The following is a 24,370-nucleotide window of genomic DNA, read 5'->3' as shown; positions in this document are numbered from 1 at the left end:
ATGCCAATTGTGCCCACAGTCCGGCGCTATGCACGACACACGGCGGCGGTGGAAGGTTGTGCCAGGGACCGAAGCCCGTACCGCGAATCGCTCCGTCGGCCGCACAGCGCGTCGGCCACCTCCCGCTCTCCTGCCGTCGGGCGCCGGAGAGCACGCCGCCCCACGCTGTGCCGCGTGGCCCTGCCCGGACGCCCTAGCGGCCCAACCGCCCGCGGACCATTCCCACCAGGGCGTTGAGTTCCGCGATGCGCATCTTCTTCGCGGAGACGAAGAAGACGCCCGCCAGCACGATGCCGCCGATCACCAGCGCCACCAGCGAGCCCCCGGCGCCGCTGCCCAGCGTGGTGAGGATGCCGTAGGCCACAAGGCCGCCGCCGAGCGCCGCGGGCACCGAGGCCATGGACAGCCGGGCGTAGGTCCGCAGCACATGGGCCCCGTCCAGGTCGCCTCCGAGGCGCTTGCTGAGGCGCCGCCAGGCGACGCCCACGCCGACCGCGTAGGCGAGGCCGTAGGAGGCGGCCATGCCGACGACCGCCCAGCGGGCCGGCAGCAGGGCGAAACAGAGTGCCGAGGCACCGGCGTTGACGGCGGCGACGATCACGGTGTTGTAGAAGGGGGTCCGGGTGTCCTCGTAGGCGTAGAAGCCGCGGAGGACGACGTACTGGACCGAGTAGGGGATCAGCCCGAGGCCGAAGGCCATCAGGATGAAGCCCATGCCGCGGGCCGCCTCCCCGCCGGTGGAGGCGAAGAGCAGGGTGGACATCGGGACGCCCAGTGCCAGGAAGGCGAAGGCCACCGGGACGATGGCCACCGCGGAGTTGCGCAGCCCCTGCGAGATGTCGTCGCGCACCGCCCCCGGGTCGCCGTCGTGGGCCGCACGGGAGAGCCGCGGCAGGAGGGCGGCCATCACGGAGACGGTGATGATGGCCTGGGGCATGCCCCAGATCAGCTGGGCATTGGTGTAGGCGATGAAGCCCGCTCCCTGGCGCCCCGAGGCCTCACCGGCGGCCGTGGCGAGCTGGGTGACCACCAGAACGCCTGCCTGGTTGGCCAGTACGAAGAGCACGGTCCACTTGGCCAGCTTGACCGTCTTGCCGAGCCCGTGGCCCTTCCAGTCGAAGCGGGGGCGGAACCGGAACCCGGTCTCGCGCAGGTACGGGATCATCGCCAGTGCCTGCACCACCAGGCCCAGCAGGGTGCCGATGCCCAGAAGGCGCACACCCTCCGGCGGGATCGTCTCCACGCCCATCCGGGACTCGGCAGAGGTGCCGTACACCCAGATGAAGAGCCCGAAGGTGGTGATCATGACGATGTTGTTCAGGACCGGGGTCCACATCATGGCGCCGAACTTGCCGCGCGCGTTGAGGATCTGCCCCATCACCACGTGGATGCCCATGAAGAAGATCGTCGGGAGGCAGTAGCGGGCGAAGGTGACCGCCACGCTGTTGGACGCGGGGTCGCCGGCGATCGTGTCCGACATGAGCCGGATCAGCAGGGGCGCGGCGAACACCGCGAGCACCACGATGCCGCCCAGCGTCACCATCACCAGCGTCAGCAGCCGGTTGGCGAACGCCTCGCCGCCGTCCTCGTCGCTCTTCATCGCCCGTACCAGCTGGGGCACGAAGACCGAGTTCAGACCGCCGCCCACGGTGAGGATGTAGATCATCGTGGGCAGGGTGTAGGCGATGGTGAAGGTGTCGCCGAGGAGCGCGGCGCCGAGCGCGGCGGTGATGACCAGGCTGCGGACGAAGCCGGTGAGGCGTGACACCAGAGTGCCCGCCGCCATCACCGCACTGGACTTCAGCAGCCCGGATGCGCGGCCGGTGGGCTTCTTCGGGGCTGCGGGAGCGGGCTCCGGCTGCGGCGGGGGGACCTCCGCGGGCTGCCCCGACCCCGATGACTGCTGGTCGCGGAAGAGGTGTGCGAAGGCGTCAGGCTCCGGCTTCTCCGCCGAGGCGTGCGTGACCAGGTCGTCCACACCCGTGAACTGCGTGGTGCGGGCGTCGTCGCCGTAGGGAAGGTGTCTGGACGGGCCGTCCGGCTCGGGTGGGGGCGTCTGCGCCCACACCCGGGGGTCCGGTGCGTGCGTGGGCGCTGCGGGCTGCTGGTAGAGCGCCTGGGGGTCCTGGTAGGTGCCGGGCGGAGGCGGCGGGTGCTCCGAGCGATCGTAGAGGGCCTCGGAGACGGGGTCCTGGGCCGCAAGGTCCTGCGCCCGGAAGGGGTCGGGCGTGTAGGCGTCCTGCACATAGGGGTCCGGAGCGTATGCGTCCTGTGACGCCTGGTGATCGGGGGTGGGATACTGAGGCTGCCGGCCGTGGCCTGCGGGGCTTCCGCCACCCGCGCCCTGGCCGCGGTCACCGTCATACGGCGCGTTCATGCCTACCCCACCTCATCGTCCCCGGCCGACCGGCCACGACATCGCTCAACGGTCCACTTTCTCACCAGCGCCCGACGGGTCGCCGCTTTCGGGTCGGGTGTCCGGTGCCGGGTCACCCGGGTGCCCGTGCTCCCGGTGGCCGGCGTCGCCGGCGGCTCCGTCGTGCTTCCCGGGGTCTCCGGCGCCGGGGGCCTCCGCAGGGGCGTCGGTCTCCTCGCCGTCGACAGCGGGGTCCGGTGAGACGGCCGCCTCGGCTGCTGCCCGCTTGCGCTGGGTGTACATCCTGATGCCTGCGAGGACGAGAAGCAGCACCCCACCCGCGATGACAAGCATCACCTGAGGAGTGATCTCCGAGACCTTGACGGTGAAGTCCATGGCCTTGCCGTAGGGCTTGCCGTCCTTGGTGAACAGCTGGGCGGTCATCTGCACCTGGCCGTTGGCATTGGCCGCGGCCGGGAACTGCACCGTCTGACTGTGGCCGCCGCCGACCCGGACGGCCTGCTCGGCCATCGCCTTCTCCTCCAGCCCCAGGCGCGTCGGGCTGTGCGAGCGAAGACGCAGCACCAGGTCGTCGACGTCCTGCACCAGCTGGTTCTGCACGGTGACCGGGATCATCGCGCTGCGCCCCGAGAGGGTCACATCCGACTTCTGGATCAGCTGGACCTCGCCGGTGAGGTCCTTGAGGTAGGTGCGGACGCCGTCGCGGTACTGCTCGGCTCCCTCGGGGTTCCCGCGCCAGGAGGTGGAGAGCTCCCGGTCCACGGCCCGCCCGAAGGGGGTGTTGACCCGGTCGGCCTGGGTGAGGATGCCCTCGAACATGTCGAGGCTCTGCTGCGTGGAGCGGATCTCCTCGAAGGCGCCGACCTGGAGCTCCTGCTTGCGAAGGCGGTCGGGATAGCGGGCGCCGCGGGGCACGGCGGTGTTGGCGTCTGCATCCGGCTTGGCCGTCGCGGCTTCGACCAGGTCCAGCGGCTCGGTCCAGCGCTTGCCGGACAGACCCTCCACCGCCTGCGCCATGGACTGGGCCTGGGCGGCGCTGGGCATGCGCTGGGGCGCCACCACGATGCTGCGCTGCTTCCCGGGCACCTGGAGCGTGATCGCGAGCGACTGGGCGAGGAACTCCTGAACGGCGAGGGTGGAGGCCCCCGACCGGCTCATATCGCCCTCGAAGGCCGTGGAGAGCCGCGCATCGGACACCACTGCGGTGGTGCCGCCGCCGATGGGGCGGGCTGCTGTCGGCGTGTAGGTGAGATCGTCACGGAGGCTGTCGCTCCGGACGATGACGTTGTCGGCTCCGGCCGAGGTGGCGACGTCGACGATGGAGGAGTCGATGGCGCCCTCCACCGGCCACGCGAATTCGACCGACGGCTTCACATGGAGCACGGTCTCCACCGTCGTGGAGGCGACGTCGGTCGCCGGCTGGAGGTGGCTCAGCGAGCCGGACACGGAGGTGCCCCGGTGCGCAAGGGAAGCGAGGTCGGGATCCCCGAAGGGCAGCGCGATCACCTTGCTGTTCTGCACCGCCGCGCCGAGCGAGCTCAGCCAGCGCTTGGCCACGGCCTGGTTCTTGCCGGGAACGGTGGTGTCGCCCTGCTTGACCGCGTAGTTCTCGGCCATCGCGTCCACGCTTGCCAGCAGGTCGGGGTCGACGACCCAGGTGACCGGCAGCCGGCTGCCGAGGGCCACCAGCCGTTCCAGGCGGCCGCCGGGGGCCAGCTCTCCGGCCAGGCGCTCGTCCTCGAAGACGGGGGTCTGCTCGGGGTCCGATCCGGTCTCGGCCGTCAGGTGCGTGGAGGAGACCAGCGGCCAGAGGTAGGTGAGGCCGGTCTTCTTCTTCAGGGCCTCGGGCTGCCAGGGAAGGAAGGTCCGCTGGATGCCGAGTACCTGATCGAAGGAGCCGCTCGAGGTCTGCCCGGTAAGGGTGACGCCCAGCTGGTAGACCGCACCGTCCTCGCCGAGGTCGAGTTCCTCGACCGGGACGGAGAGGGTGAAGTCCCTGCTGATTCCGGAAGCCAGTCGGGGAACGACCACCGCGTACTCGTCGTCGACGGCCCGGCCGTCCACCGAGGGGTCGAAGCCGGTGCGGTTCGGCACCTGGTCCATGGAGGTGCGGTTGGCGAACTTCTGGCCGATGCGGAGGTCCACCTGGGCATCGGTGATCGTTTGCTTCCCGCGGTTGGTCACTGTCCCTGAGACGGTCAGCGTGTCCTTGGCCCCGGGAGCGGCCGGGGCCACCGTGTCCAGGGACACGTCGACGGTGCGGGTGCCGGTGGCCTCCTCCGCGGCCGACGCGGGCTGGGCCGCGGGTACCCCGAGCAGACCGGCGATCAGGGGGAGCCCGAGGGCCAGGGGAACCGTGCGGCGCAGCCACCGGCGCGCAGGAGAGGTACGCATCCCCTGGAAGTCTGCCGCCTCGGCCACGCGCTCGCCCGTCTCTCGTCGTCTGCCCGCCGGTGGTGGTTCGCCGGTGCTCTGGTTCGTGCGTCCACGAATGGTAACGAGGCCCGCTGTGTCGAAGTGCCGCGGAGTGGTGTACCAAGATCATGGAATCCGTGGGCCGGTTAACCGGGCGGCCCCGGGCGGTCGGGGCACGTAACCTGTTCTGCTGTGCCGAACGCCAAAGAAGACCTCCCCACTGCCCTGAACCAGGCGCAACACCGCGCGGTGAGCGAACTGCTGCGTGTCTCGCCGGTCGCCGACGACCTCGCACGCCGATTCCAGGAGGCCGGGTTCCGGCTCGCCCTCGTCGGCGGCTCCGTCCGCGATGCGCTGCTCGGGCGGCTCGGCAACGACCTGGACTTCACGACGGACGCCCGGCCCGAGGACGTCCTGAAGATCATGCGTCCCTGGGCGGATGCGGTCTGGGACGTGGGCATCGCCTTCGGCACGGTCGGTGCCCAGAAGGACGGGCGCGTCGGCGAGGAGGTGCAGCGCTTCGAGATCGAGGTGACCACCTACCGCTCCGAGGCGTACGACCGGACCTCGCGCAAGCCCGTGGTCTCCTATGGCGACTCCATCGAGGAGGACCTGGTCCGCCGCGATTTCACGGTGAACGCCATGGCCGTGGCACTCCCGGAGAAGCGGTTCATCGACCCCCATGGAGGGCTCGACGACCTGGCGGACCGTGTTCTGCGGACCCCCGGTACCCCCGAGGATTCCTTCTCGGACGATCCGCTGCGGATGATGCGCGCTGCCCGGTTCGCCGCGCAGCTGGACTTCACGCTGGCGCCGGACGTGGTCACCGCGATGACGGCGATGGCCGAGCGTATCGAGATCGTCTCCGCAGAGCGCGTCCGTGACGAGCTCAACAAGCTCTTGCTGTCGCCCCGGCCGCGCACGGGGCTGGGACTGCTCGTCGAGACCGGGCTGGCCGAGCATGTGCTTCCGGAGCTTCCGGCACTGCGCCTGGAGAGTGACGAGCACCATCGCCACAAGGATGTGTACGAGCACTCACTCACCGTGCTCGACCAGGCGATCGACCTGGAGGTGGAAGGCCCGGATCTGGTGCTGCGTCTCGCCGCTCTGCTCCATGACATCGGCAAGCCGCGGACGCGGCGCTTCGAGAAGGACGGCCGGGTCTCCTTCCATCACCACGAGGTGGTGGGCGCCAAGATGACCAAGAAGCGCATGACGGCGCTGAAGTACTCGAACGACATGGTCAGGGACGTCTCCCGGCTGGTCGAGCTGCACCTCCGTTTCCATGGCTACGGGGGCGGGGAGTGGACTGATTCGGCGGTGCGTCGCTATGTGCGCGATGCCGGCCCCTTGCTGGACCGCCTCCACAAGCTGACCCGGTCGGACTGCACCACGCGGAACAAGAAGAAGGCCGCCGCGCTCTCCCGCACCTATGACGGACTGGAGGAGCGCATTCTTCAGCTGCAGGAGCAGGAGGAGCTGGACGCCATCCGGCCCGACCTCAACGGCAACGAGATCCAGGAGGTTCTGGGTATCGGCCCGGGGCCGCTGATTGGCCAGGCGTACTCCTTCCTTCTGGAGCTGCGCCTTGAGAACGGCCCGATGGCGCGCGACGAAGCCGTGACGGCACTGAAGGAGTGGTGGTCGCAGCAGCAGTGACCGGTGCGGTGCGGTGTTTCACGTGAAACACCGCGCCACGCCATGACAGCGGGGTCGTGTTTCACGTGAAACACGACCCCGCTGTCATGGCGTGTCCGGCAGGCTGCGGCGGCTCCGGGCAAGGCCCACGGCCACCACCGCGTAGATCGCGGACACCATGAGCAGTACCGGGACGGAGCGCCCGTCCGGAGGCAGCATCAGCGCCACGACTCCTGCCGCCCCGACGAACGCGGCATTGAAGAGCATGTCGTAGAGGGAGAAGATCCTGCCGCGGTAGGCGTCGTCCACAGCCGTCTGCACCACGGTGTCCGTGGCGATCTTCGCTCCCTGTGTGAGCAGGCCGAGAACGAAGGCGGCGGCCAGCATCGGTACGGGGGCGAAGGGTAGCCCCAGGGCGGGCACCAGAACGGCTCCGGACCCGGCACAGGCGGCCATCCAGCCGGTGCGGCCCAGTCGCCTGATCGTCCAGGGGGAGACCACGGCGGCGATGAAGAACCCCGCTCCGGAAGCCGCGAGCGCGAGACCGAGCAGGGTGAGGCCGTCCGCTTCGGTATCGGACCATGCGTACCGGCAGAGCATCAGCACGGTCACGGTGAGGGCTCCGTAGCAGAAGCGCAGCAGTGTCATCGCCAGCAGAGCCCGCGCGGCGCTCCGCCGTTCCCTGAGGTGCAGGAGCCCGTGGTGCAGGCCGCGCACGGTGGAGGCCAGTGCGGGCAGCAGTTGTGAGGTGGCCAGGGTCGTGTCCGGTCCCAGCAGGTCGCGTGCCATGCGCAGCGAGGCCGCGCCCGCGGCCAGGTACAGCAGGGCGCCGAGGACGACCACGGCAGCGTCGGAGTCCGACACGATGAGACGGACGGCAAAGGCCAGGCCGCCTCCCGCTGTGGCTGCCAGGGTGCCCGCGGTGGGGGACAGGGAGTTCGCCACGACCAGGCGCGGGGAGTCCACGACCCGGGGCAGCGCTGCCGAGAGCCCCGCCAGTACGAAGCGGTTGACCGCGGTGACGGCGAGAGCGGAAGCGTAGAAGAGCCCGTCGGGAGCTCCGCTGACCATGAGGACCGCAGTGGAGGCTGCCAGGCAGGTGCGCAGCAGACTGCCGTAGAAGAGCACCTGGCGGCGCCGCCAGCGGTCGAGCAGGACTCCGGCGAAGGGGCCGACGAGGGAGTAGGGCAGCAGCAGGACTGCCATGGCGGAGGCGATGGCCGCCGGGGAGGTCTGGCGCTCGGGGGAGAAGACCACATAGGTGGCGAGGGCCACCTGGTACACGCCGTCGGCCGACTGGGAGAGCAGCCGGACGGTCAGCAGGCGGCGGAAGTCGGTCAGGCGCAGGAGTACGCGCAGGTCACGTACGGGGGGCATGCGAGCAAGCGTCACATACGGGGAGGGTCCCCGGGGCATCGCCCCGGGGACCCTGTCCGGTGTCGAGACGGAGCGCTCAGCGCTCGGTCTCGCCCTTGATGAACTTCTCGACGTTCTCGCGGGCCACGTCGTCGAAGTACTGGACCGGCGGGGACTTCATGAAGTACGAGGACGCGGAGAGGATCGGGCCGCCGACACCGCGGTCCTTGGCGATCTTCGCAGCGCGCAGGGCGTCGATGATGACACCGGCCGAGTTCGGGGAGTCCCAGACCTCGAGCTTGTACTCGAGGTTCAGCGGGACGTCGCCGAAGGCGCGGCCTTCGAGGCGGACGTACGCCCACTTGCGGTCGTCGAGCCAGGCCACGTAGTCGGACGGGCCGATGTGGACGTTCTTCTCGCCCAGGTCGCGGTCCGGGATCTGCGAAGTGACGGCCTGCGTCTTCGAGATCTTCTTGGACTCCAGGCGCTCGCGCTCGAGCATGTTCTTGAAGTCCATGTTGCCGCCGACGTTCAGCTGCATGGTGCGGTCCAGGATGACACCGCGGTCCTCGAACAGCTTGGCCATCACACGATGCGTGATGGTGGCGCCGACCTGGGACTTGATGTCGTCGCCGACGATCGGGACACCGGCCTCGGTGAACTTGTCGGCCCACTCCTTCGTGCCCGCGATGAAGACCGGGAGCGCGTTGACGAAGGCGACCTTGGCGTCGATGGCGCACTGCGCGTAGAACTTCGCCGCGTCCTCGGAGCCGACGGGCAGGTAGCAGACCAGGACGTCGACCTGCTTGTCCTTGAGGACCTGGACCACGTCGACCGGGTCCTCGGCGGACTCCTCGATGGTCTGGCGGTAGTACTTGCCCAGGCCGTCCAGGGTGTGGCCGCGCTGCACGGTGACGCCGCTCGACGGCACGTCGCAGATCTTGATGGTGTTGTTCTCGCTGGCGCCGATGGCGTCCGACAGGTCGAGGCCGACCTTCTTGGCGTCCACGTCGAAGGCGGCGACGAACTCGACGTCACGCACGTGGTAGTCGCCGAACTGGACGTGCATCAGACCCGGCACCTTGCCGGCCGGGTCGGCGTCCTTGTAGTACTCGACGCCCTGCACCAGCGAGGCGGCGCAGTTGCCCACGCCGACGATGGCTACGCGAACCGAACCCATTCCGGTTGCTCCCTGTGTGTTCTCGGTGTTCCGGATGAAACCCTGCGGATCCGCAGAGCCTCACTTGGCGGTGTCGTCGGACGGATCCGGCGGAGTGGAGCCGACCGGGGGTGTCCCCGCGGAGGGCTCGGTTCCTTCCGGCCGGGGCAGGCCGCCCGTCGCTCCAGATGTGGTGTCCTGCTGAGCGGTGCTCTCCGGGGAGGGTCGTCGCTGATCCCGCCCCGCTCGCTCGCTCTCGATCAGCTCGTTCAGCCAGCGCACTTCACGCTCCACGGACTCCATGCCGTGGCGCTGCAGCTCGAGCGTGTAGTCGTCGAGGCGCTCACGGGTGCGGGCGAGAGAGGCGCGCATCTTCTCCAGGCGCTCCTCCAGCCGGCTGCGACGGCCCTCCAGGACGCGCATCCGCACCTCTCGCTCCGTCTGGCCGAAGAAGGCGAAACGGGCGGCGAAGTGCTCGTCCTCCCAGGTGTCGGGGCCGGTATGGGAGAGCAGCTCCTCGAAGTGCTCCTTACCTTCCGCCGTCAACCGGTAGACGATCTTTGCGCGGCGCCCCGCGAGGGAGGCGGCGAGGGCGTCCTCCGGCGCGCTCCCCGGTTCCTCGATCAACCAGCCGTTGGCGACCAGCGTCTTGAGGCAGGGGTAGAGGGTTCCGTAGCTGAAGGCCCGGAAGATTCCCAGCGAGGTGTTGAGCCGCTTGCGCAGCTCGTACCCGTGCATCGGGGCCTCGCGGAGCAGTCCGAGCACGGCGAACTCGAGGATGCCGGAGCGTCTGCTCACTGCCGCCTCCTTCGCCGTTTCTGCTCGTACTCCACCGCGATGTGTCGTGCTGATGTATCGAATCGATACATCAGCACGATAGAACGGTGTCACCTCCGCGACAAGGGGGGGCGTGGTGAACGGCGTCACATCACCAATTCGCCACAGCCGTGATGCCGGAAATAGGGCGAACTTCGGCTTCAGGGGGTTTTGGACGTGCGTAGTCTGTGCGGCATGCAGACCACCGGGAACCAAGTGACGCCGCCGAGCGTCATCGCCGTGGATGCGCAGCGGATGAGTTCCGACCGGAACTCGTCCGTATCCATTTCGGGGGGACCGGAACTCAACTGCCGCTTCCAGGCGTCTTGCCTGCCCGAGGAGTAGTCGTTCGATGAGCGAGCACCGTCGCAAACCGCCACAGCCGCAGGGTGGCGGGCGCGCCGCGGCCCGTCGCGCCGCCCAGCAGCCGTCGGGCCGTCGCGCAGCACCCGGCCCAAGTGCCACATCCGCCTCCCCCGGCGCCTCCCACGGCGCCGAGGGTCCCGCCTACGGCAGCCGCGCCGAGGCCCGCCGTGCCGCGCAGCGGGGCGGCCGGCGGCGGGGTGACGAGCCGGGGGCCGGGGGTGGCGGCCAGGGCGGTCGCGGCGGCGGACGGCGCGGCACCGGCGGCAACGGGGGAGGCGGCGGCCAGGGGCCGAGAAAGCGCCGGATCATCGACTACCCGAGGTACGACAAGTACGGGTGGCGGCGCTGGGTGCCCTCCTGGAAGCTGGTCACCGGCCTGATCATCGCCTTCTTCGGCAGCATGATGACCGCCGCCACCATCGCCTACGCCATGGTGGTCGTCCCCAACCCGGACGAGGCGGCCACGGCCCAGAACAACGTCTACTACTGGGCCGACGGCTCGCAGATGGCGGCCACCGGCGGTGAGACCAACCGGCAGATCATCGGCTTCGACCAGATCCCCCGCGACATGCAGAACGCGGTGGTCTCCGCCGAGAACAAGACCTTCTGGAAGGACTCGGGCATCGACCCGAAGGGCATCGGCCGCGCCGTGTTCAACATGGCGACCGGTGGCCAGACCCAGGGCGGCTCGACGATCACCCAGCAGTACGTCAAGAACAACCGGCTGAACGACCAGTCCCAGACGGTGACCCGCAAGCTCAAGGAACTCTTCATCTCGATCAAGATCGACTCCGAGGTCGACAAGGACGAGATCATGGCGGGGTACCTCAACACCGCGTACTACGGCCGCGGCGCCTACGGCATCCAGGCCGCCGCCCGCACGTACTACGGCAAGGACGCCAAGGATCTCGACGCGAGCGAGAGCGCCTTCCTCGCCTCGCTGCTCAAGGGTGCGACCTACTTCGACCCGGCTGGCTCCGAGGCGATCGACCCCGAGGCCACGGCCGCCAACAACACCGCCCGCGCCACCGAGCGCTGGGCGTGGATCCTGGACGAGATGGTCAAGGACGGGCACCTCGAGGCGGCCGAGCGAGCCACCTACACCGAGTTCCCCATGCCGGACAAGCCGAAGAAGAACGCGCAGCTCAGCGGTCAGATCGGCTATCTGGTGGACCTCGCCAAGGCCAACTTCATCAACAACAACGACCGGGACATCGGCGCCGAGGACCTCGCCCAGGGCGGGTACGAGATCCACACGACCTTCGACAAGAAGAAGGTCGCCCTGCTCGAGAAGTCGGTCAACAAGATCCTGGACGAGTACATCGACCCGGAGAAGCGCCCCGAGACGGACACCCACGTCCAGTTCGGCGGGGCGTCGGTCGAGCCCGAGACCGGCAAGATCATCGCCATCTACGGCGGCACGGACGCCACCAAGCACTTCACCAACAACTCGGACGCCACCGGTGCCCAGGTCGGATCGACCTTCAAGCCCTTCGTACTGGCCGCAGCCATGCGCGACGGCGTCCGCGACCCCGGGGGCGGCAAGGAGCAGGGCCCGGAGAGCCGTACCCGCGTCGATCCCGACAAGAGCCGCTACAGCGGCGAGAACAAGCTGACGGTCAGGAACTACGACGGCTCCGTGTGGCACGACCAGAACGGGGAGGAGTGGAACCAGGTCAACGACGACGACGCCAGCTACGGCGACATCAGCCTCCGCGAGGCGATGATCCACTCGGCCAACTCGCCCTATGTGCAGCTCGGCATGGACGTGGGCATCCCCTCGGTCCGCCAGGCGGCGCTCGACGCCGGCCTGCTGGAGTCCAGCCTGGTGAAGTCGGACGTCCCCTCGTTCTCGCTCGGCATCTCCTCCCCCAGCGCCATCCGCATGGCCGGTGCCTACGGCACCTTCGCCGCCGACGGCGAGCAGCGCGACCCCTACTCCGTGGAGCGCGTCCAGTACGAGGGCGAGACGGTCTACGAGCACGAGGACAAGGCCGAGCGGGCCTTCAGCCGGGCCGTCGCCACCAACGTCACCGACGTGCTCCGCTCCGTCGTCGACGACCCGGAGGGCACCGGCCGCAAGGCGCGGATCCCCGGCCGCCAGGTCGCCGGCAAGACCGGTACGACCGACGGCAACAAGCAGGCGTGGTTCGTCGGCTACACGCCGCAGCTGTCCACGGCGATCGACATGTACCGCCTCGACGACGACGAGAACAACAAGAAGCGCAAGTTCGAGGACATGTACGGCACGGGTGACCAGCCGAAGGTCCACGGCTCGTCGTTCCCGTCCCGCATCTGGCAGGACTACATGTCCTCGGCGCTCAAGGGCGAGAAGGTCATGACCTTCCCCGCCCCGGAGGAGCTGGACGCCGAGGCCGTCTGGGGCGGCGGCGCGGAGAGCCCCGAGCCCACGCCCAGCACCTCTCCCTCGTCCTCCCCCTCGCCGTCGCCCTCGGAGTCCGAGGCCGAGCCCTCGCCCTCCAAGTCGCCCGGCCGCCCCTCCCCCTCCTGCAACCCGTGGGAGGACTGGACCTGCCGGCCCACCGGCGGTACCGACGGCGGTACGGACGAGGGTTCGACCAACGGCGGTGTCACCACCAGCCCCTCGCCCTCCACGACGGACGGCGGTGTCGACGGCGGCGTCGACGGCGGTGCCGACAGCGGCGGAGGGTCCAACGGCGGCGGGAACGGCGGGAACGGCGGGAACGGCGGCGGGCTCATCGGCGGGTCCGACGGCACCTGATCCCCGCACGCGGCCCCGGGGCCGTCGCATCCGGCACGAAGGGCGCCCGGCGCCCGCCGGAAGCGACGGCCCCGGCCGTTTACCCCACCCGGTACGGCAGGATGTGCACCATGCCCAGCCCAGAAGAGACCACCGCGCACCCGGAACGCCCCGGTGCGGGCCCGGTGGGCCAGGACCGCCCCGACGTGGCTCCCACCCGGAGCGACAGCATCGCCGCGGCCGCCTCCGAGCTGATCGGAGGGCCTCTCGGCCGTCGGGCGCGCGGCGGCACGGCCGGGCGGCTCACCCCCGCGGCCGTGGTCGCACTGACCGCGATCGGCATGTTCGCGCTGGGCATGGTGCAGAAGCTGCCCTGCTACAACTGGGCCTGGTTCCGGGGAGCCAGCTCCCAGTACACCCACGCCTGCTACTCCGACATCCCGCACCTGTACCTGGGCCGCGGCTTCTCCGAGGGGCTCGTCCCCTACTTCGACCGCCTGCCCGGCGACATGGAGTACCTGGAGTACCCCGTGCTCACCGGACTGTTCATGCAGGTCGCCTCCTGGATCAGTGACATCGGCTTCTGGCTGGGCGTCTCCGACGGCGACGTCATGCAGCGCGAGCAGCTCTACTGGCTGGTCAACGCGGGCATGCTCATGGTGTGCACCGCGGTGATCGCCGTGTGCGTGGCCCGCACCCACCGCCACCGGCCGTGGGACGGCATGCTCGTCGCCCTGGCCCCCGCCTTCGCCCTGACGGCCACCATCAACTGGGACCTCTTCGCGGTCGCCCTCACCGCCGCCGCGATGCTCATGTGGTCGCGCGGGCGGGTCCTGGCCTTCGGCATCCTCATCGGACTGGCGACGGCCGCGAAGCTGTACCCGGTGTTCCTGCTCGCCCCCCTGCTCCCCCTGTGCTGGCGCACCGGACGCTGGCGCCCGTTCCTCACCGCCTGCCTGTCGGCGGCCGGGGCGTGGCTCGCGGTCAACCTGCCCGTGATGGTGCTCGCCCCCGAGGGCTGGAAGAAGTTCTACGCCTTCAGCCAGGAGCGGTCGATCGACTTCGGCTCCTTCTGGCTCGTCATCACCCAGCGCACCGGGAAGCCCATCGACGTGCAGTTCGTCAACGACGCGGCGATCGCGCTGGTGGTCGTGGCCTTCGTCGGCCTGTGCCTGCTCACCCTTAAGGCCCCGCGCCGCCCCCGGTTCGCCCAGCTGGCCTTCCTGCTGGTCGCGGTCTTCATCCTGACCAACAAGGTCTACTCACCGCAGTACGTCCTGTGGCTGATCCCCCTGGCCGCCCTTGCCCGGCCCCGCTGGCGGGACTTCCTCATCTGGCAGGCGTGCGAGGTGCTGTACTTCCTCGGGATCTGGATGTACCTGGCGTACACGACCAGCGAGAAGCACCAGGGACTGCCGGTCGAGGGATACCAGCTCGCCATCGCCCTGCACCTGCTGGGGACGCTCTACCTCTGTGCCGTGATCCTGCGGGACATCCTGCGGCCGGAGCGCGACGTGGTGCGCCGGGACGGAGACGACGACCCGTCGGGCGGGATCCTCGACGGCGCCGGCGACGTGTTCGTCCTCGGCGCGGACGGCTCCCGGAAGGACACCCCGGACCGCGGTGGGGAGCAGGCGTACGCCCCTCGCGGGGCGCTGAGCGGCCCGGGAGCGGACAAGGCACCGCGCAGCGCGGTCTGAGGCCCTTGACGCCGCCGGCGTCCCCCAAGGCGGTGCGGAGCGGGTGCAGGAAGGCTCCTGCACCCGCCCCGCGGCGGCACTCCCGGTCGGGGGACCGTCAGTGGTCCACGAGGCGGTCGAACTGGGTCGTGGTGTGCCTCAGATGGGCGACCAGCTCGTCGCCGACCTTGGGCTCCTGGGCATCGGCCGGCACGAAGAGGATCGACACCTGCATGTGCGGCGGCTCGGCGAACCAACGCTGCTTGCCCGCCCACACGAAGGGCGACAGATTGCGGTTCACGGTCGCCAGTCCGGCCCGCGCCACACCCTTGGCCCGGGGCATCACCCCGTGCAGGGCCTTGGGAGCCTCCAGCCCCACACCGTGCGAGGTGCCCCCGGCGACCACCACCAGCCAGCCGTCCGAGGCGGCCTTCTGCTGCCGGTAGCCGAACCGGTCGCCCTTGACCACGCGGGTGACGTCCAGAACGGCTCCGCGGTACTCGGTGGCCTCATGGTCCCCCAGCCAGAGCCGGGTGCCGATGCGGGCGCGGAACCGGGTCTGCGGGAACTGCTGCTGCAGGCGGGCCAGCTCGTCGGCCCGCAGATGGCTGACGAACATGGTGCCCAGCGGCAGACGCGCGGCGCGGAGCCGGTCCATCCAGGCGATGACCTCCTCGACGGCGTCCGAACCGTCGGTGCGGTCGAGGGGCAGATGCAGGGCAAAGCCTTCGAGGCGGACGTCCTCGATCGCCGCGTGGAGCTGGCCGAGCTCCTCCTCGGTGATCCCGTGGCGCTTCATCGAGCTCATGCACTCGATCACCACCCGGGCGCCCACCAGCGCGTACACGCCGTCGACGGAGGACACGGACCGCACCACGCGGTCCGGCAGCGGCACGGGCTCCTCGCCCCTCCGGAACGGGGTGAGGACGAGCAGGTCACCACCGAACCAGTCCTTGATGCGCGCCGCCTCGTACGTGGTGCCCACGGCCAGCATGTCGGTCCCGAAGCGGGCCGCCTCCTCGCAGAGGCGCTCGTGGCCGAAGCCGTACCCGTTGCCCTTGCAGACCGGGACGAGGCCGGGGAACTGGTCGATGACCGACTTCTGGTGTGCCCGCCAGCGCGCGGTGTCGACGTAGAGGGAGAGCGCCATACTGGCCGGACCCTTTCTGGTGGCTGCGGTGTTCAGGGGGTGTGTACGAGGGTACGGAGTCGTGCGCCGGGCGGCCGCCTCCCGTGCCGGGGCCGCCCCGCCGCGTCAGCGGCGCGACATGTAGATGTCCAGCGCCTTGTGGAGCAGCTTGTTGAGGGGGAAGTCCCACTCGCCGATGTACTCGACGGCCTCACCGCCGGTGCCGACCTTGAACTGGATCAGGCCGAAGAGGTGGTCCGTCTCGTCGAGCGAGTCGCTGATGCCGCGGAGGTCGTAGACGGTGGCGCCCATGGCGTAGGCGTCGCGCAGCATCCGCCACTGCATCGCGTTGGAGGGCCTCACCTCGCGGCCGATGTTGTCGGAGGCGCCGTAGGAGTACCAGACGTGGCCGCCGACGACCAGCATGGTCGCCGCCGAGAGGTTCACGCCGTTGTGCCGGGCGAAGTAGAGACGCATGCGGTTCGGGTCCTCGTTGTTGAGGACGGTCCACATGCGCTGGAAGTAGGAGAGCGGGCGGGGGCGGAAGCGGTCGCGCACGGCCGTGATCTCGTACAGGCGCTGCCACTCCTCCAGGTCCTCGTAGCGGCCCTGCACGACTTCCACGCCGGCCTTCTCGGCCTTCTTGATGTTGCGGCGCCAGAGCTGGTTGAAGCCCTTGAGGACGTCGTCGAGCGAGCGGTTGGCCAGCGGGACCTGGTAGACGTACCGCGGCTGCACGTCGCCGAAGCCGGCGCCGCCGTCCTCGCCCTGCTGCCAGCCCATCTTGCGGAGGCGGTCGGACACCTCGAAGGCGCGCGGCTCGACGTGGGTGGCCTGGACGTCCCGCAGGCGCTTCACGTCGGGGTCCTGGATGCCGGCCTTGATCGCGGGGGCGTCCCACCGGCGGATGACGACCGGAGGCCCCATCTTGACGGAGAACGCGCCCTGGTTCCTCAGGTGCGCCAGCATGGGCTGGAGCCAGTCGTCGAGGTTGGGCGCGTACCAGTCGATCACCGGTCCCTCGGGCAGGTACGCGAGATAGCGCTTGATCTTCGGCAGCTGGCGGTACAGGACCAGCCCGGCGCCGACCAGCTGATCGTTCCTGTCGAACCAGCCCAGGTTCTCCGAGCGCCATTCGGTCTTCACATCAGCCCACGCCGGGACCTGGCAGTGACTCGCCGAGGGCAGGCTCTGGATATAGGCCAGATGCTGCTCACGGCTGATGGTCCTCAGGGTCAGGCTCATGCGGGGCGCTCCTCGGCAGGTGTGTCCCCATGGGTACAGGGGCTCCGGCTCTCGCGCCGAAGCCTACTGCGCCTGCGCAGCGCCCCGAATGTCTGTGCACAGCTGCGGGTCACACCGTACGCGGGCGCGGGCCGCGCACGGCCCGCGCCCCTCGTTCGCCCGGTGCCGCGGCGGCGGTTGCGGGCGGGGCACCGGAGTCAGCCGAGGACTCCTCCGAAGAGCCCGCCGTGGGCCATCCCGAGGAAGAAGCCCACCGCGGAGGCGCCCAGACCGATGATCAGCAGGAAGCGTTCACGGGTCGTCGCCGAGATGAACTGGCCGTAGGCGCCGGTGATGATGCCCACCAGGCCCGCCCACGAGCTGAGCAGATGGAGGTTGTGCCACATCGCGGTGATGAAGGCCACGGCGCCCAGCACCAGCGTGGCCGCCATCAGGGTGTCCTGCAGGGGATGGGGCTTGCCGTCGGTGGCGAGCAGGGAGGCGGGGGAGGAGGACTGCCGCCGCAGTGATGCGGTGGCCTGGCGTCGCATTGTCTGTGCCATGAGGCACCTCCTGGCTGTGCCGAGAGGCGGCGCGCATCGTAGCGCCGCATGCACCCGATGCGTACAGATTGCGGCCATTCGCTCCCGGATTTCAACCGGAAGCCTGTGGACGGGTACGCTGTACGGTCTGCACCGGTCTCTGCCCAGGCCCAGGCGCGCCCGTCCGCGATCCGCGTGGTCCGGACGGCGTTGTCAGTGGCCGCCGATACCGTTGCGCACGCATCACGACCCTCCTGCCACGGAACGACCGTGGCCGCTGAGTCCAAAGGAGGTGGGTTCCACATGCGTCACTACGAGGTGATGGTCATCCTCGACCCCGATCTCGAGGAGCGCTCTGTCTCCCCGCTGATCGAGAACTTCCTCTCCGTCGTCCGTGAGGGCAACGGAAAGGTCGAGAAGGTCGACACCTGGGGCCGTCGTCGTCTCGCTTACGAGATCAAGAAGAAGCCCGAGGGCATCTACTCGGTCATCGACCTGCAGGCCGAGCCTGCGGTCGTCAAGGAGCTCGACCGCCAGATGAACCTGAACGAGTCGGTCCTCCGGACCAAGGTCCTCCGTCCCGAGACCCACTGAGCCTCCGGCTCAAGGTCATCGGGTCCGAGTAGCAGCAAGCAGCCAGAAGCAATCCCCGCCGAGAGGTTCCCCCATGGCAGGCGAGACCGTCATCACGGTCGTCGGCAATCTCGTCGACGACCCCGAGCTGCGCTTCACCCCGTCCGGTGCGGCGGTCGCGAAGTTCCGCGTCGCGTCCACTCCCCGCACCTTCGACCGGCAGACCAATGAGTGGAAGGACGGCGAGAGCCTGTTCCTGACCTGCTCGGTCTGGCGGCAGGCGGCGGAGAACGTCGCCGAGTCCCTGCAGCGCGGCATGCGTGTCGTCGTGCAGGGGCGTCTGAAGCAGCGGTCCTACGAGGACCGCGAGGGCGTCAAGCGCACGGTCTTCGAGCTGGACGTCGAGGAAGTCGGCCCCAGCCTCCGCAACGCCACGGCCAAGGTCACCAAGACCACCGGTCGAGGCGGCCAGGGCGGCTACGGCGGCGGCCAGCAGGGTGGCGGCGGCTGGGGCCAGGGCCCCGGCGGCGGCCAGCAGGGTGGCGGCGGGGCTCCCGCCGACGACCCGTGGGCCACCGGCGCACCGGCCGGCGGGGGTCAGCAGCAGGGCGGCGGCGGCTGGGGCGGAGGCTCCGGCGGTTCCGGTGGCGGCTGGGGCGGAAGCCCCGGCGGTTCCGGTGGCGGCTCCTCGGACGAGCCTCCCTTCTAGGGCAGCTCGTACTCCCACTTCTTGATCACACAGGAGAAACACCATGGCGAAGCCGCCTGTGCGCAAGCCTAAGAAGAAGGTCTGCGCGTTCTGCAAGGACAAGACCGCGTACGTGGACTACAAGGACACGAACATGCTGCGGAAGTTCATTTCCGACCGCGGCAAGATCCGTGCCCGTCGCGTGACCGGCAACTGCACGCAGCACCAGCGTGACGTCGCCACGGCCGTCAAGAACAGCCGTGAGATGGCGCTGCTGCCCTACACGTCCACCGCGCGATAAGGGAAGGGTGACCGAATCATGAAGATCATCCTCACCCACGAGGTCTCCGGCCTCGGTGCCGCTGGCGACGTCGTCGACGTCAAGGACGGCTACGCTCGCAACTACCTGGTCCCGCGTGGTTTCGCGATCCGCTGGACCAAGGGCGGCGAGAAGGACGTGGCGCAGATCCGCCGCGCCCGCAAGATCCACGAGATCGCGACCATCGAGCAGGCCAACTCCGTGAAGGCCCAGCTCGAGTCCGTGAAGGTGCGCCTGTCCGTTCGCTCCGGCGACGCCGGACGCCTCTTCGGCTCCGTCACGCCGGCCGACATCGCTTCGGCGATCAAGGCCGCCGGTGGCCCGGAGGTCGACAAGCGTCGTGTCGAGCTCGGTGCGCCGATCAAGACCCTGGGTTCGCACCAGGTGTCCGTGCGTCTGCACCCCGAGGTCGCTGCTGCGCTCGGCGTCGAGGTCGTCGCCGCCTGAGGCCGCTCGTGACCCCGCTCGTCTGAGCCGATGAAGGGCCGCACCCGTCAAGGGGTGCGGCCCTTCGCCGTGCTCGGTCACCCCTGCTCCTCGTCCTGTTTCACGTGAAACAGGACCACACAGAGCAAGCTGCCCTGTTTCACGTGAAACAGGGCATTTCTCCCGTCACCGAGCTGCGCCGGTCACGATCCAGCGGCCCGAGCGTGCGCGCCACCAGAGAGTGACCAGGCGCACGGCCATCATCAGGGTCATCGCCCACCACAGTGCGGTGAGTCCGCCGCCGAGGTGCGGTACCAGCAGGGCGGCGGGAGCGAAGGCGGCCAGTGTGACGACCATGGCGCCTGCGAGATAGGGACCGTCCCCCGCGCCCATGAGCACACCGTCGAGGACGAACACGACGCCGGCGATCGGCTGGGACACCGCCACCACGAGCAGCGCGGGCAGAAGGGTGTCCTGCACGGTCGGGTCACTGGTGAAGAGAGGGATGAACAGAGGACGTGCAGCGATCACCAGGATGCCCAAGGCCACACCCGTCGCCATGCCCCACTGCACCATCCGTCTGCACGCCTGCCGCGCCCCCTCCGCGTCACCGGCCCCGAGGTAGCGGCCGATGATCGCCTGACCGGCGATGGCAATCGCGTCGAGAGCGAAGGCGAGCAGGCTCCACAAGGAGAGGACGATCTGGTGCGCGGCGATGTCCGCGTCGCCCAGGCGTGCCGCGACCGCCGTGGCGATCATCAGCACGGCGCGCAGGGACAGGGTCCTGATGAGCAGGGGGACGCCCGCATGGGCACTCGCCCGGATGCCGGCGGCATCCGGGCGGAGCGAGGCGTGGTGGCGGCGTGCGCCTCGGACGACCACGAGCAGATAGGCGAGAGCCATGCCGTACTGGGCGGCGACGGTGCCCCATGCGGAGCCCGCGATGCCGAGGCCGGCACCGTAGACAAGGGCCAGGTTGAGCAGGGCGTTGGCTGTGAAGCCGCCGATCGCCACATACAGGGGAGTCCTGGTGTCCTGGAGCCCGCGCAGCACGCCGGTGGCCGCCAGCACGATCAGCATGGCGGGGATGCCGAGGCTGGAGATGCGGAGATAGGTGACGGCATAGGGAGTCGCGGTGTCGGACGTTCCGAAGAGGGCCACCCACCACGGTGCCGACGGAAGCGTGACGACGACGACCGCGATGCCCAGCAGAAGCGCGAGCCAGATCCCGTCCATTCCCTGGCGCAGGGCCGCTCGCAGATCGCCCGCGCCGACGCGTCGGGCCACCGCGGCCGTGGTTGCGTAGGCGAGGAAGACGAAAACGCTGACGGCGGTCATCAGAAGGGCGGCGGCGACGCCGAGTCCGGCGAGCTGGGGGGTGCCCAGATGGCCGATGATGGCGCTGTCCGCCATGACGAAGAGAGGCTCGGCGACCAGGGCGCCGAAGGCCGGGACGGCCAGGGAGACGATCTCGCGGTCATGGCGACTTCTGTGCGCTCGGGAGGTCGCAGGGGCCTGGGTCATGGGATCAATCTAATCTTCCACAGGTAAGAGATGCAATGTGCCTGCATCCCTTACATGATCGCTGGGTCGAAGGTGGCGGCGGGGGCGCTTCGGCTGATCTTGCGCCGGGTGGGGAAGTTTTTCTCCTGCACAGCCGGTGGATGTAAAAATCGCAGGTCAGCCAGGGGCTGTTGGTCGTGGTGCGCTGTTGTCCACAGTGCTGTCCCCTGCTCCGTGCACAGGTTCGGGAGAGTTCTCCACAGCATCTGGTCTTTCATCCACACAGCCTGTGGATAACCAGATTGGCTGACGCCCCCGCCGGGCCTACCGTGGACCGTCGCCCGACGCGCCGCGAGGGGGGTCGGGCGGCTCGATCTGTCGGTGTCGTGGCGTAGAAAGAGTGCCACGGCAGAGGTCCGCGGTGCGGACGGGAGGAGGTGGCCCCGGGTGAGTATCTCCGAGCCCTTGGACGACCCGTGGGCGGCCGACACACCGGGGGACCGTCTGCCTGCCCGACGTCGGGGAGGCGAGCCCCAGGGCGGTCGCGGGAGCCGTGACAGCCGTGAGGACCGCCACGACCGCGGCAGCGACGGAGCCTGGGACGGTGGCCCGGCCTTCGAGCGCGTCCCGCCCCAGGACCTCGACGCCGAGCAGTCGGTGCTCGGCGGCATGCTGCTCTCCAAGGACGCCATCGCGGACGTCGTCGAGATCATCAAGGGCCACGACTTCTACCGTCCGGCGCACGAGACGGTCTTCCAGGCCATTCTCGACCTCTATGCCAAGGGCGAGCCCGCCGACCCGATCACCGTCGCCGCGGAGCTGGTCAAGCGGGGCGAGATCACCCGTGTGGGAGGGGCCCCCTACCTCCACACCCTGGTGCAGTCGGTTCCCACGGCGGCCAACGCCTCCTACTACGCCGAGATCGTCCACGAACGAGCGGTGCTGAGGCGCCTCGTCGAGGCCGGCACCAAGATCACGCAGATGGGGTACGCGGCCGACGGCGACGTCGACGAGATCGTGAACTCCGCGCAGGCGGAGATCTACGCGGTCACCGAGCAGCGGACGAGCGAGGACTACCTCCCGCTCGGCGACATCATGGAGGGGGCCCTCGACGAGATCGAGGCGATCGGCTCCCGCAGCGGCGAGATGACCGGAGTCCCCACCGGGTTCACCGACTTCGACTCGCTGACCAACGGGCTCCACCCGGGGCAGATGATCGTCATCGCGGCCCGTCCGGCGATGGGCAAGTCGACCCTGGCGCTGGACTTCGCCCGGGCGGCGTCGATCAGGAACAACCTGCCCAGCGTCATCTTCTCCCTGGAGATGGGGCGCAACGAGATCGCCATGAGGCTCCTCTCGGCCGAGGCCAGGGTCGCCCTGCACCACATGCGCTCGGGCACCATGACCGACGAGGACTGGACCCGTCTGGCCCGCAGGATGCCCGACGTCTCCCAGGCCCCGCTCTACATCGACGACTCCCCGAACCTGTCGATGATGGAGATCCGCGCCAAGTGCCGGCGCCTGAAGCAGCGCAACGACCTCAAGCTGGTGGTCATCGACTACCTCCAGCTGATGCAGTCGGGCGGCTCCAAGCGTGCGGAGAGCCGGCAGCAGGAGGTCTCCGACATGTCCCGTAACCTCAAGCTGCTGGCCAAGGAGCTGGAGATCCCGGTCATCGCGCTCTCCCAGCTGAACCGAGGTCCCGAACAGCGTACGGACAAGAAGCCGATGGTCTCCGACCTCCGCGAGTCGGGTTCCATCGAGCAGGACGCCGACATGGTGATCCTCCTGCACCGCGAGGACGCCTACGAGAAGGAGTCCCCGCGCGCGGGTGAGGCAGACCTGATCGTGGCCAAGCACCGCAACGGCCCGACGGCCACCATCACCGTCGCCTTCCAGGGCCACTACTCCCGCTTCGTGGACATGGCCCAGACCTGAGCCCGGGTTGTAGGTTCTCAAGTCCCGTGCCATTTTCTCGGTCGCGATGCCATCAGGGTTGCCTCCGGGGGCGTCCCGGCCGTTCAGCCCGGCGCACGGGGCAAGCCATCCCGGCAGAGCGCCTGACCCGGCTCTACCTCGAAGAACACCGGTCCCTCCAGCAGATCGCCGCCCTCACCGGCTTCTCCCGCAGCGTGCTGACCGGCCTCGCCAAGGACTACGGCATCCCGCTCCGCGTGGGCCCCAAGGACTACAAGCGCCGCGGCACCGTCGGACGGGACTGGCTCATCGAGCAGTACGTCCACCGCCGCCGGACCCTGCCGGACCTCGCCCGAGAAGCCGGCATGAGCACCGCGAACATGGCCCGCTGGGCCCACACCCACAACATTCCCCTCCGGCCACGCGGCGGTGCGAGCCACCAGACCGTTCTCCGCAGCGGCGACGAAGCCGAGGCTCTTCCCGTCATTCTCCGCAAAGCCCTCACTGGCCCATACGCGCGGCAACGACTCGCGCGATTCCTGGCAGCCCAGTCCTATCCCACCCTCACCGAAGCAGCCCAAGATCTCGGCATCCACCAGTCGGCCCTGGTGGTCCAGATCAACCGCCTCGAACGGGACCTCGGAAAGGCACTGGCCGCGAGATCCGGATAGAGATCAGGGTTGGCAGGAGTCGGTTCGTGGTCGAGCGGGGCGCGGGGAGGTGAAGGTCACCGCTGGAGTCTGCCGTCTGCGCTGAGCGAATGGCCACCCCAGGAGACGGACCTGTCGCACGGCGCTACAGTCCGACACCGGAGGAGGAAGATGGCGCTGAACAAGAAGGGCTCCCGGCACATAACCGTTGACGGGATCGAATACCGCTGGCGGATCCGCAGGAAGCCCTCCTACATGCAGGGACTCTGCTGGACACCGATGACCTACGCGGTTGAAGCGGCCGGCGGCAGCCAGCCGGGCACGACCTTGATCGTCACCAGTGGCCAGGCCCATCCCAGTAACTGGGTGGCCGTCGAGACCGAGCCCATTCGCCCAGCTCACGTTGCTGCCGGCATTCGAGAGGCACGGGATCAAGGCTGGGATCCAACCCGGGGCGGCTCCCCTTTCCAGCTTGACCGATCCGCAGGATTCATCACTCAACCATGAGACAAAGAGGAGTAGCGCGGCGCATCTGGCCCGGCATCATGGCCTGGTGACCACATGGATGCGCTGCTACTGGGACGAGGAAGACACCTGGTTCTACTTCGAGGTCGACGCCGAAGGCTGGGTGATCCGGCAGATCGAACTCGAAGGGCCTGAGCTGACCCCGATCGCAGCCGCCTCCCTCGCCGAATGGCAGCAGGCCTCCGGCACAGACCGCCTCGACGAGTTCGTCAACCGGTTCGGGATCACAGCAGAACTGTCCGTCTCCGAGTGGGAAGGCCACGATCCGGAGCAGATGACCTCTGACGAGTTCAAGCAGGTCTGGGACGCCGCTCGTCGGCAAATGGCAGCCCGGCCGTCGTGATGG

Annotated in this window: 20 protein-coding genes; 11 read left to right on the top strand and 9 right to left on the bottom strand. The window is 69.2% G+C overall.

Annotated features, from left to right (window positions below):
• Positions 1–193 precede the first annotated feature (193 nt).
• A complete protein-coding gene (murJ, locus tag NPS70_RS02670; protein ID WP_256522260.1) occupies positions 194–2,377 on the bottom strand; it encodes a murein biosynthesis integral membrane protein MurJ in 2,184 nt (727 codons plus the stop codon).
• Positions 2,378–2,422: 45 nt separating this feature from the next.
• Complete coding sequence (locus tag NPS70_RS02665) at positions 2,423–4,798, bottom strand: DUF6049 family protein (RefSeq protein WP_256522259.1); 2,376 nt, start codon at positions 4,796–4,798, stop codon at positions 2,423–2,425.
• A gap of 186 nt (positions 4,799–4,984) precedes the next feature.
• Between NPS70_RS02665 and NPS70_RS02660 the strand changes: the two genes are divergently transcribed.
• Positions 4,985–6,451, top strand: coding sequence for a CCA tRNA nucleotidyltransferase (locus tag NPS70_RS02660; protein WP_256522255.1), 1,467 nt, complete (start codon positions 4,985–4,987; stop codon positions 6,449–6,451).
• Positions 6,452–6,535: 84 nt separating this feature from the next.
• On the opposite strand, the gene NPS70_RS02655 is transcribed toward NPS70_RS02660, so the two are convergent.
• From NPS70_RS02655 to NPS70_RS02645, 3 genes are all read right to left on the bottom strand, one after another.
• Entirely contained in the window at positions 6,536–7,807 is a 1,272-nt protein-coding gene (locus tag NPS70_RS02655) for an MFS transporter (protein WP_256522254.1), read from the bottom strand.
• A gap of 76 nt (positions 7,808–7,883) precedes the next feature.
• Positions 7,884–8,966: an inositol-3-phosphate synthase gene (locus NPS70_RS02650; RefSeq protein ID WP_256522251.1), complete on the bottom strand. Its 1,083-nt coding sequence runs from the start codon at positions 8,964–8,966 to the stop codon at positions 7,884–7,886.
• A gap of 60 nt (positions 8,967–9,026) precedes the next feature.
• Positions 9,027–9,743, bottom strand: coding sequence for a PadR family transcriptional regulator (locus tag NPS70_RS02645; protein WP_256522250.1), 717 nt, complete (start codon positions 9,741–9,743; stop codon positions 9,027–9,029).
• Between the two features lie 370 nt (positions 9,744–10,113).
• Here NPS70_RS02645 and NPS70_RS02640 point away from each other — a divergent pair, with 370 nt between their 5' ends.
• Together NPS70_RS02640 and NPS70_RS02635 are read left to right on the top strand one after the other, a co-directional pair.
• Positions 10,114–12,870, top strand: a complete 2,757-nt coding sequence (locus tag NPS70_RS02640; protein WP_256522249.1) for a transglycosylase domain-containing protein — start codon at positions 10,114–10,116, stop codon at positions 12,868–12,870.
• Positions 12,871–12,980: 110 nt separating this feature from the next.
• Entirely contained in the window at positions 12,981–14,549 is a 1,569-nt protein-coding gene (locus NPS70_RS02635) for a glycosyltransferase family 87 protein (protein ID WP_256522248.1), read from the top strand.
• A 97-nt stretch (positions 14,550–14,646) separates the two neighbouring features.
• Here NPS70_RS02635 and NPS70_RS02630 read toward each other — a convergent pair whose 3' ends face one another.
• The 3 genes from NPS70_RS02630 to NPS70_RS02620 all read right to left on the bottom strand — a co-directional run bounded on the left by NPS70_RS02630 (position 14,647) and on the right by NPS70_RS02620 (position 17,444).
• Positions 14,647–15,678: an alanine racemase gene (locus tag NPS70_RS02630; protein ID WP_256522247.1), complete on the bottom strand. Its 1,032-nt coding sequence runs from the start codon at positions 15,676–15,678 to the stop codon at positions 14,647–14,649.
• A gap of 105 nt (positions 15,679–15,783) precedes the next feature.
• Entirely contained in the window at positions 15,784–16,902 is a 1,119-nt protein-coding gene (locus NPS70_RS02625) for a peptidoglycan bridge formation glycyltransferase FemA/FemB family protein (protein WP_256522246.1), read from the bottom strand.
• A 197-nt stretch (positions 16,903–17,099) separates the two neighbouring features.
• On the bottom strand, positions 17,100–17,444 hold the full coding sequence (locus NPS70_RS02620; RefSeq protein ID WP_374211923.1) for a hypothetical protein: 345 nt from the start codon (positions 17,442–17,444) through the stop codon (positions 17,100–17,102).
• 282 nt (positions 17,445–17,726) lie between these two features.
• Between NPS70_RS02620 and rpsF the strand changes: the two genes are divergently transcribed.
• The 4 genes from rpsF to rplI all read left to right on the top strand — a co-directional run bounded on the left by rpsF (position 17,727) and on the right by rplI (position 19,450).
• Positions 17,727–18,017 carry a 30S ribosomal protein S6 gene (rpsF, locus tag NPS70_RS02615; RefSeq protein WP_093655579.1) on the top strand — a complete coding sequence of 97 codons (291 nt, stop codon included), beginning with the start codon at positions 17,727–17,729 and terminating at the stop codon, positions 18,015–18,017.
• 73 nt (positions 18,018–18,090) lie between these two features.
• Positions 18,091–18,705 (top strand): single-stranded DNA-binding protein, encoded by a 615-nt coding sequence (locus tag NPS70_RS02610; RefSeq protein ID WP_256522245.1) that lies wholly within the window; start codon positions 18,091–18,093, stop codon positions 18,703–18,705.
• A 43-nt stretch (positions 18,706–18,748) separates the two neighbouring features.
• The gene (gene rpsR, locus NPS70_RS02605; protein WP_005315025.1) at positions 18,749–18,985 is read left to right on the top strand and encodes a 30S ribosomal protein S18; all 237 of its coding nucleotides are present in this window, start codon (positions 18,749–18,751) and stop codon (positions 18,983–18,985) included.
• Positions 18,986–19,003: 18 nt separating this feature from the next.
• Entirely contained in the window at positions 19,004–19,450 is a 447-nt protein-coding gene (gene rplI / locus NPS70_RS02600; protein ID WP_256522232.1) for a 50S ribosomal protein L9, read from the top strand.
• A 165-nt stretch (positions 19,451–19,615) separates the two neighbouring features.
• Here the strand turns inward: rplI and NPS70_RS02595 are convergent, their stop codons facing one another.
• Positions 19,616–20,953, bottom strand: coding sequence for an MATE family efflux transporter (locus NPS70_RS02595; protein WP_256522231.1), 1,338 nt, complete (start codon positions 20,951–20,953; stop codon positions 19,616–19,618).
• Positions 20,954–21,379: 426 nt separating this feature from the next.
• Between NPS70_RS02595 and dnaB the strand changes: the two genes are divergently transcribed.
• From dnaB to NPS70_RS02575, 4 genes are all read left to right on the top strand, one after another.
• Positions 21,380–22,870 (top strand): replicative DNA helicase, encoded by a 1,491-nt coding sequence (gene dnaB, locus NPS70_RS02590; protein ID WP_256522230.1) that lies wholly within the window; start codon positions 21,380–21,382, stop codon positions 22,868–22,870.
• 194 nt (positions 22,871–23,064) lie between these two features.
• The gene (locus NPS70_RS02585) at positions 23,065–23,520 is read left to right on the top strand and encodes a LysR family transcriptional regulator (RefSeq protein ID WP_256522228.1); all 456 of its coding nucleotides are present in this window, start codon (positions 23,065–23,067) and stop codon (positions 23,518–23,520) included.
• A gap of 150 nt (positions 23,521–23,670) precedes the next feature.
• Positions 23,671–24,006, top strand: coding sequence for a hypothetical protein (locus NPS70_RS02580; protein ID WP_256522225.1), 336 nt, complete (start codon positions 23,671–23,673; stop codon positions 24,004–24,006).
• Between the two features lie 58 nt (positions 24,007–24,064).
• Positions 24,065–24,367 carry a hypothetical protein gene (locus tag NPS70_RS02575; protein WP_305885403.1) on the top strand — a complete coding sequence of 101 codons (303 nt, stop codon included), beginning with the start codon at positions 24,065–24,067 and terminating at the stop codon, positions 24,365–24,367.
• The last annotated feature ends 3 nt before the right edge of the window (positions 24,368–24,370 follow it).

This window comes from Streptomyces sp. C10-9-1 (genome assembly GCF_024497955.1).
Classification (GTDB): Bacteria; Actinomycetota; Actinomycetes; order Streptomycetales; family Streptomycetaceae; genus Streptomyces; species Streptomyces sanyensis.
This window is presented reverse-complemented; position numbering and strand designations above follow the sequence as displayed.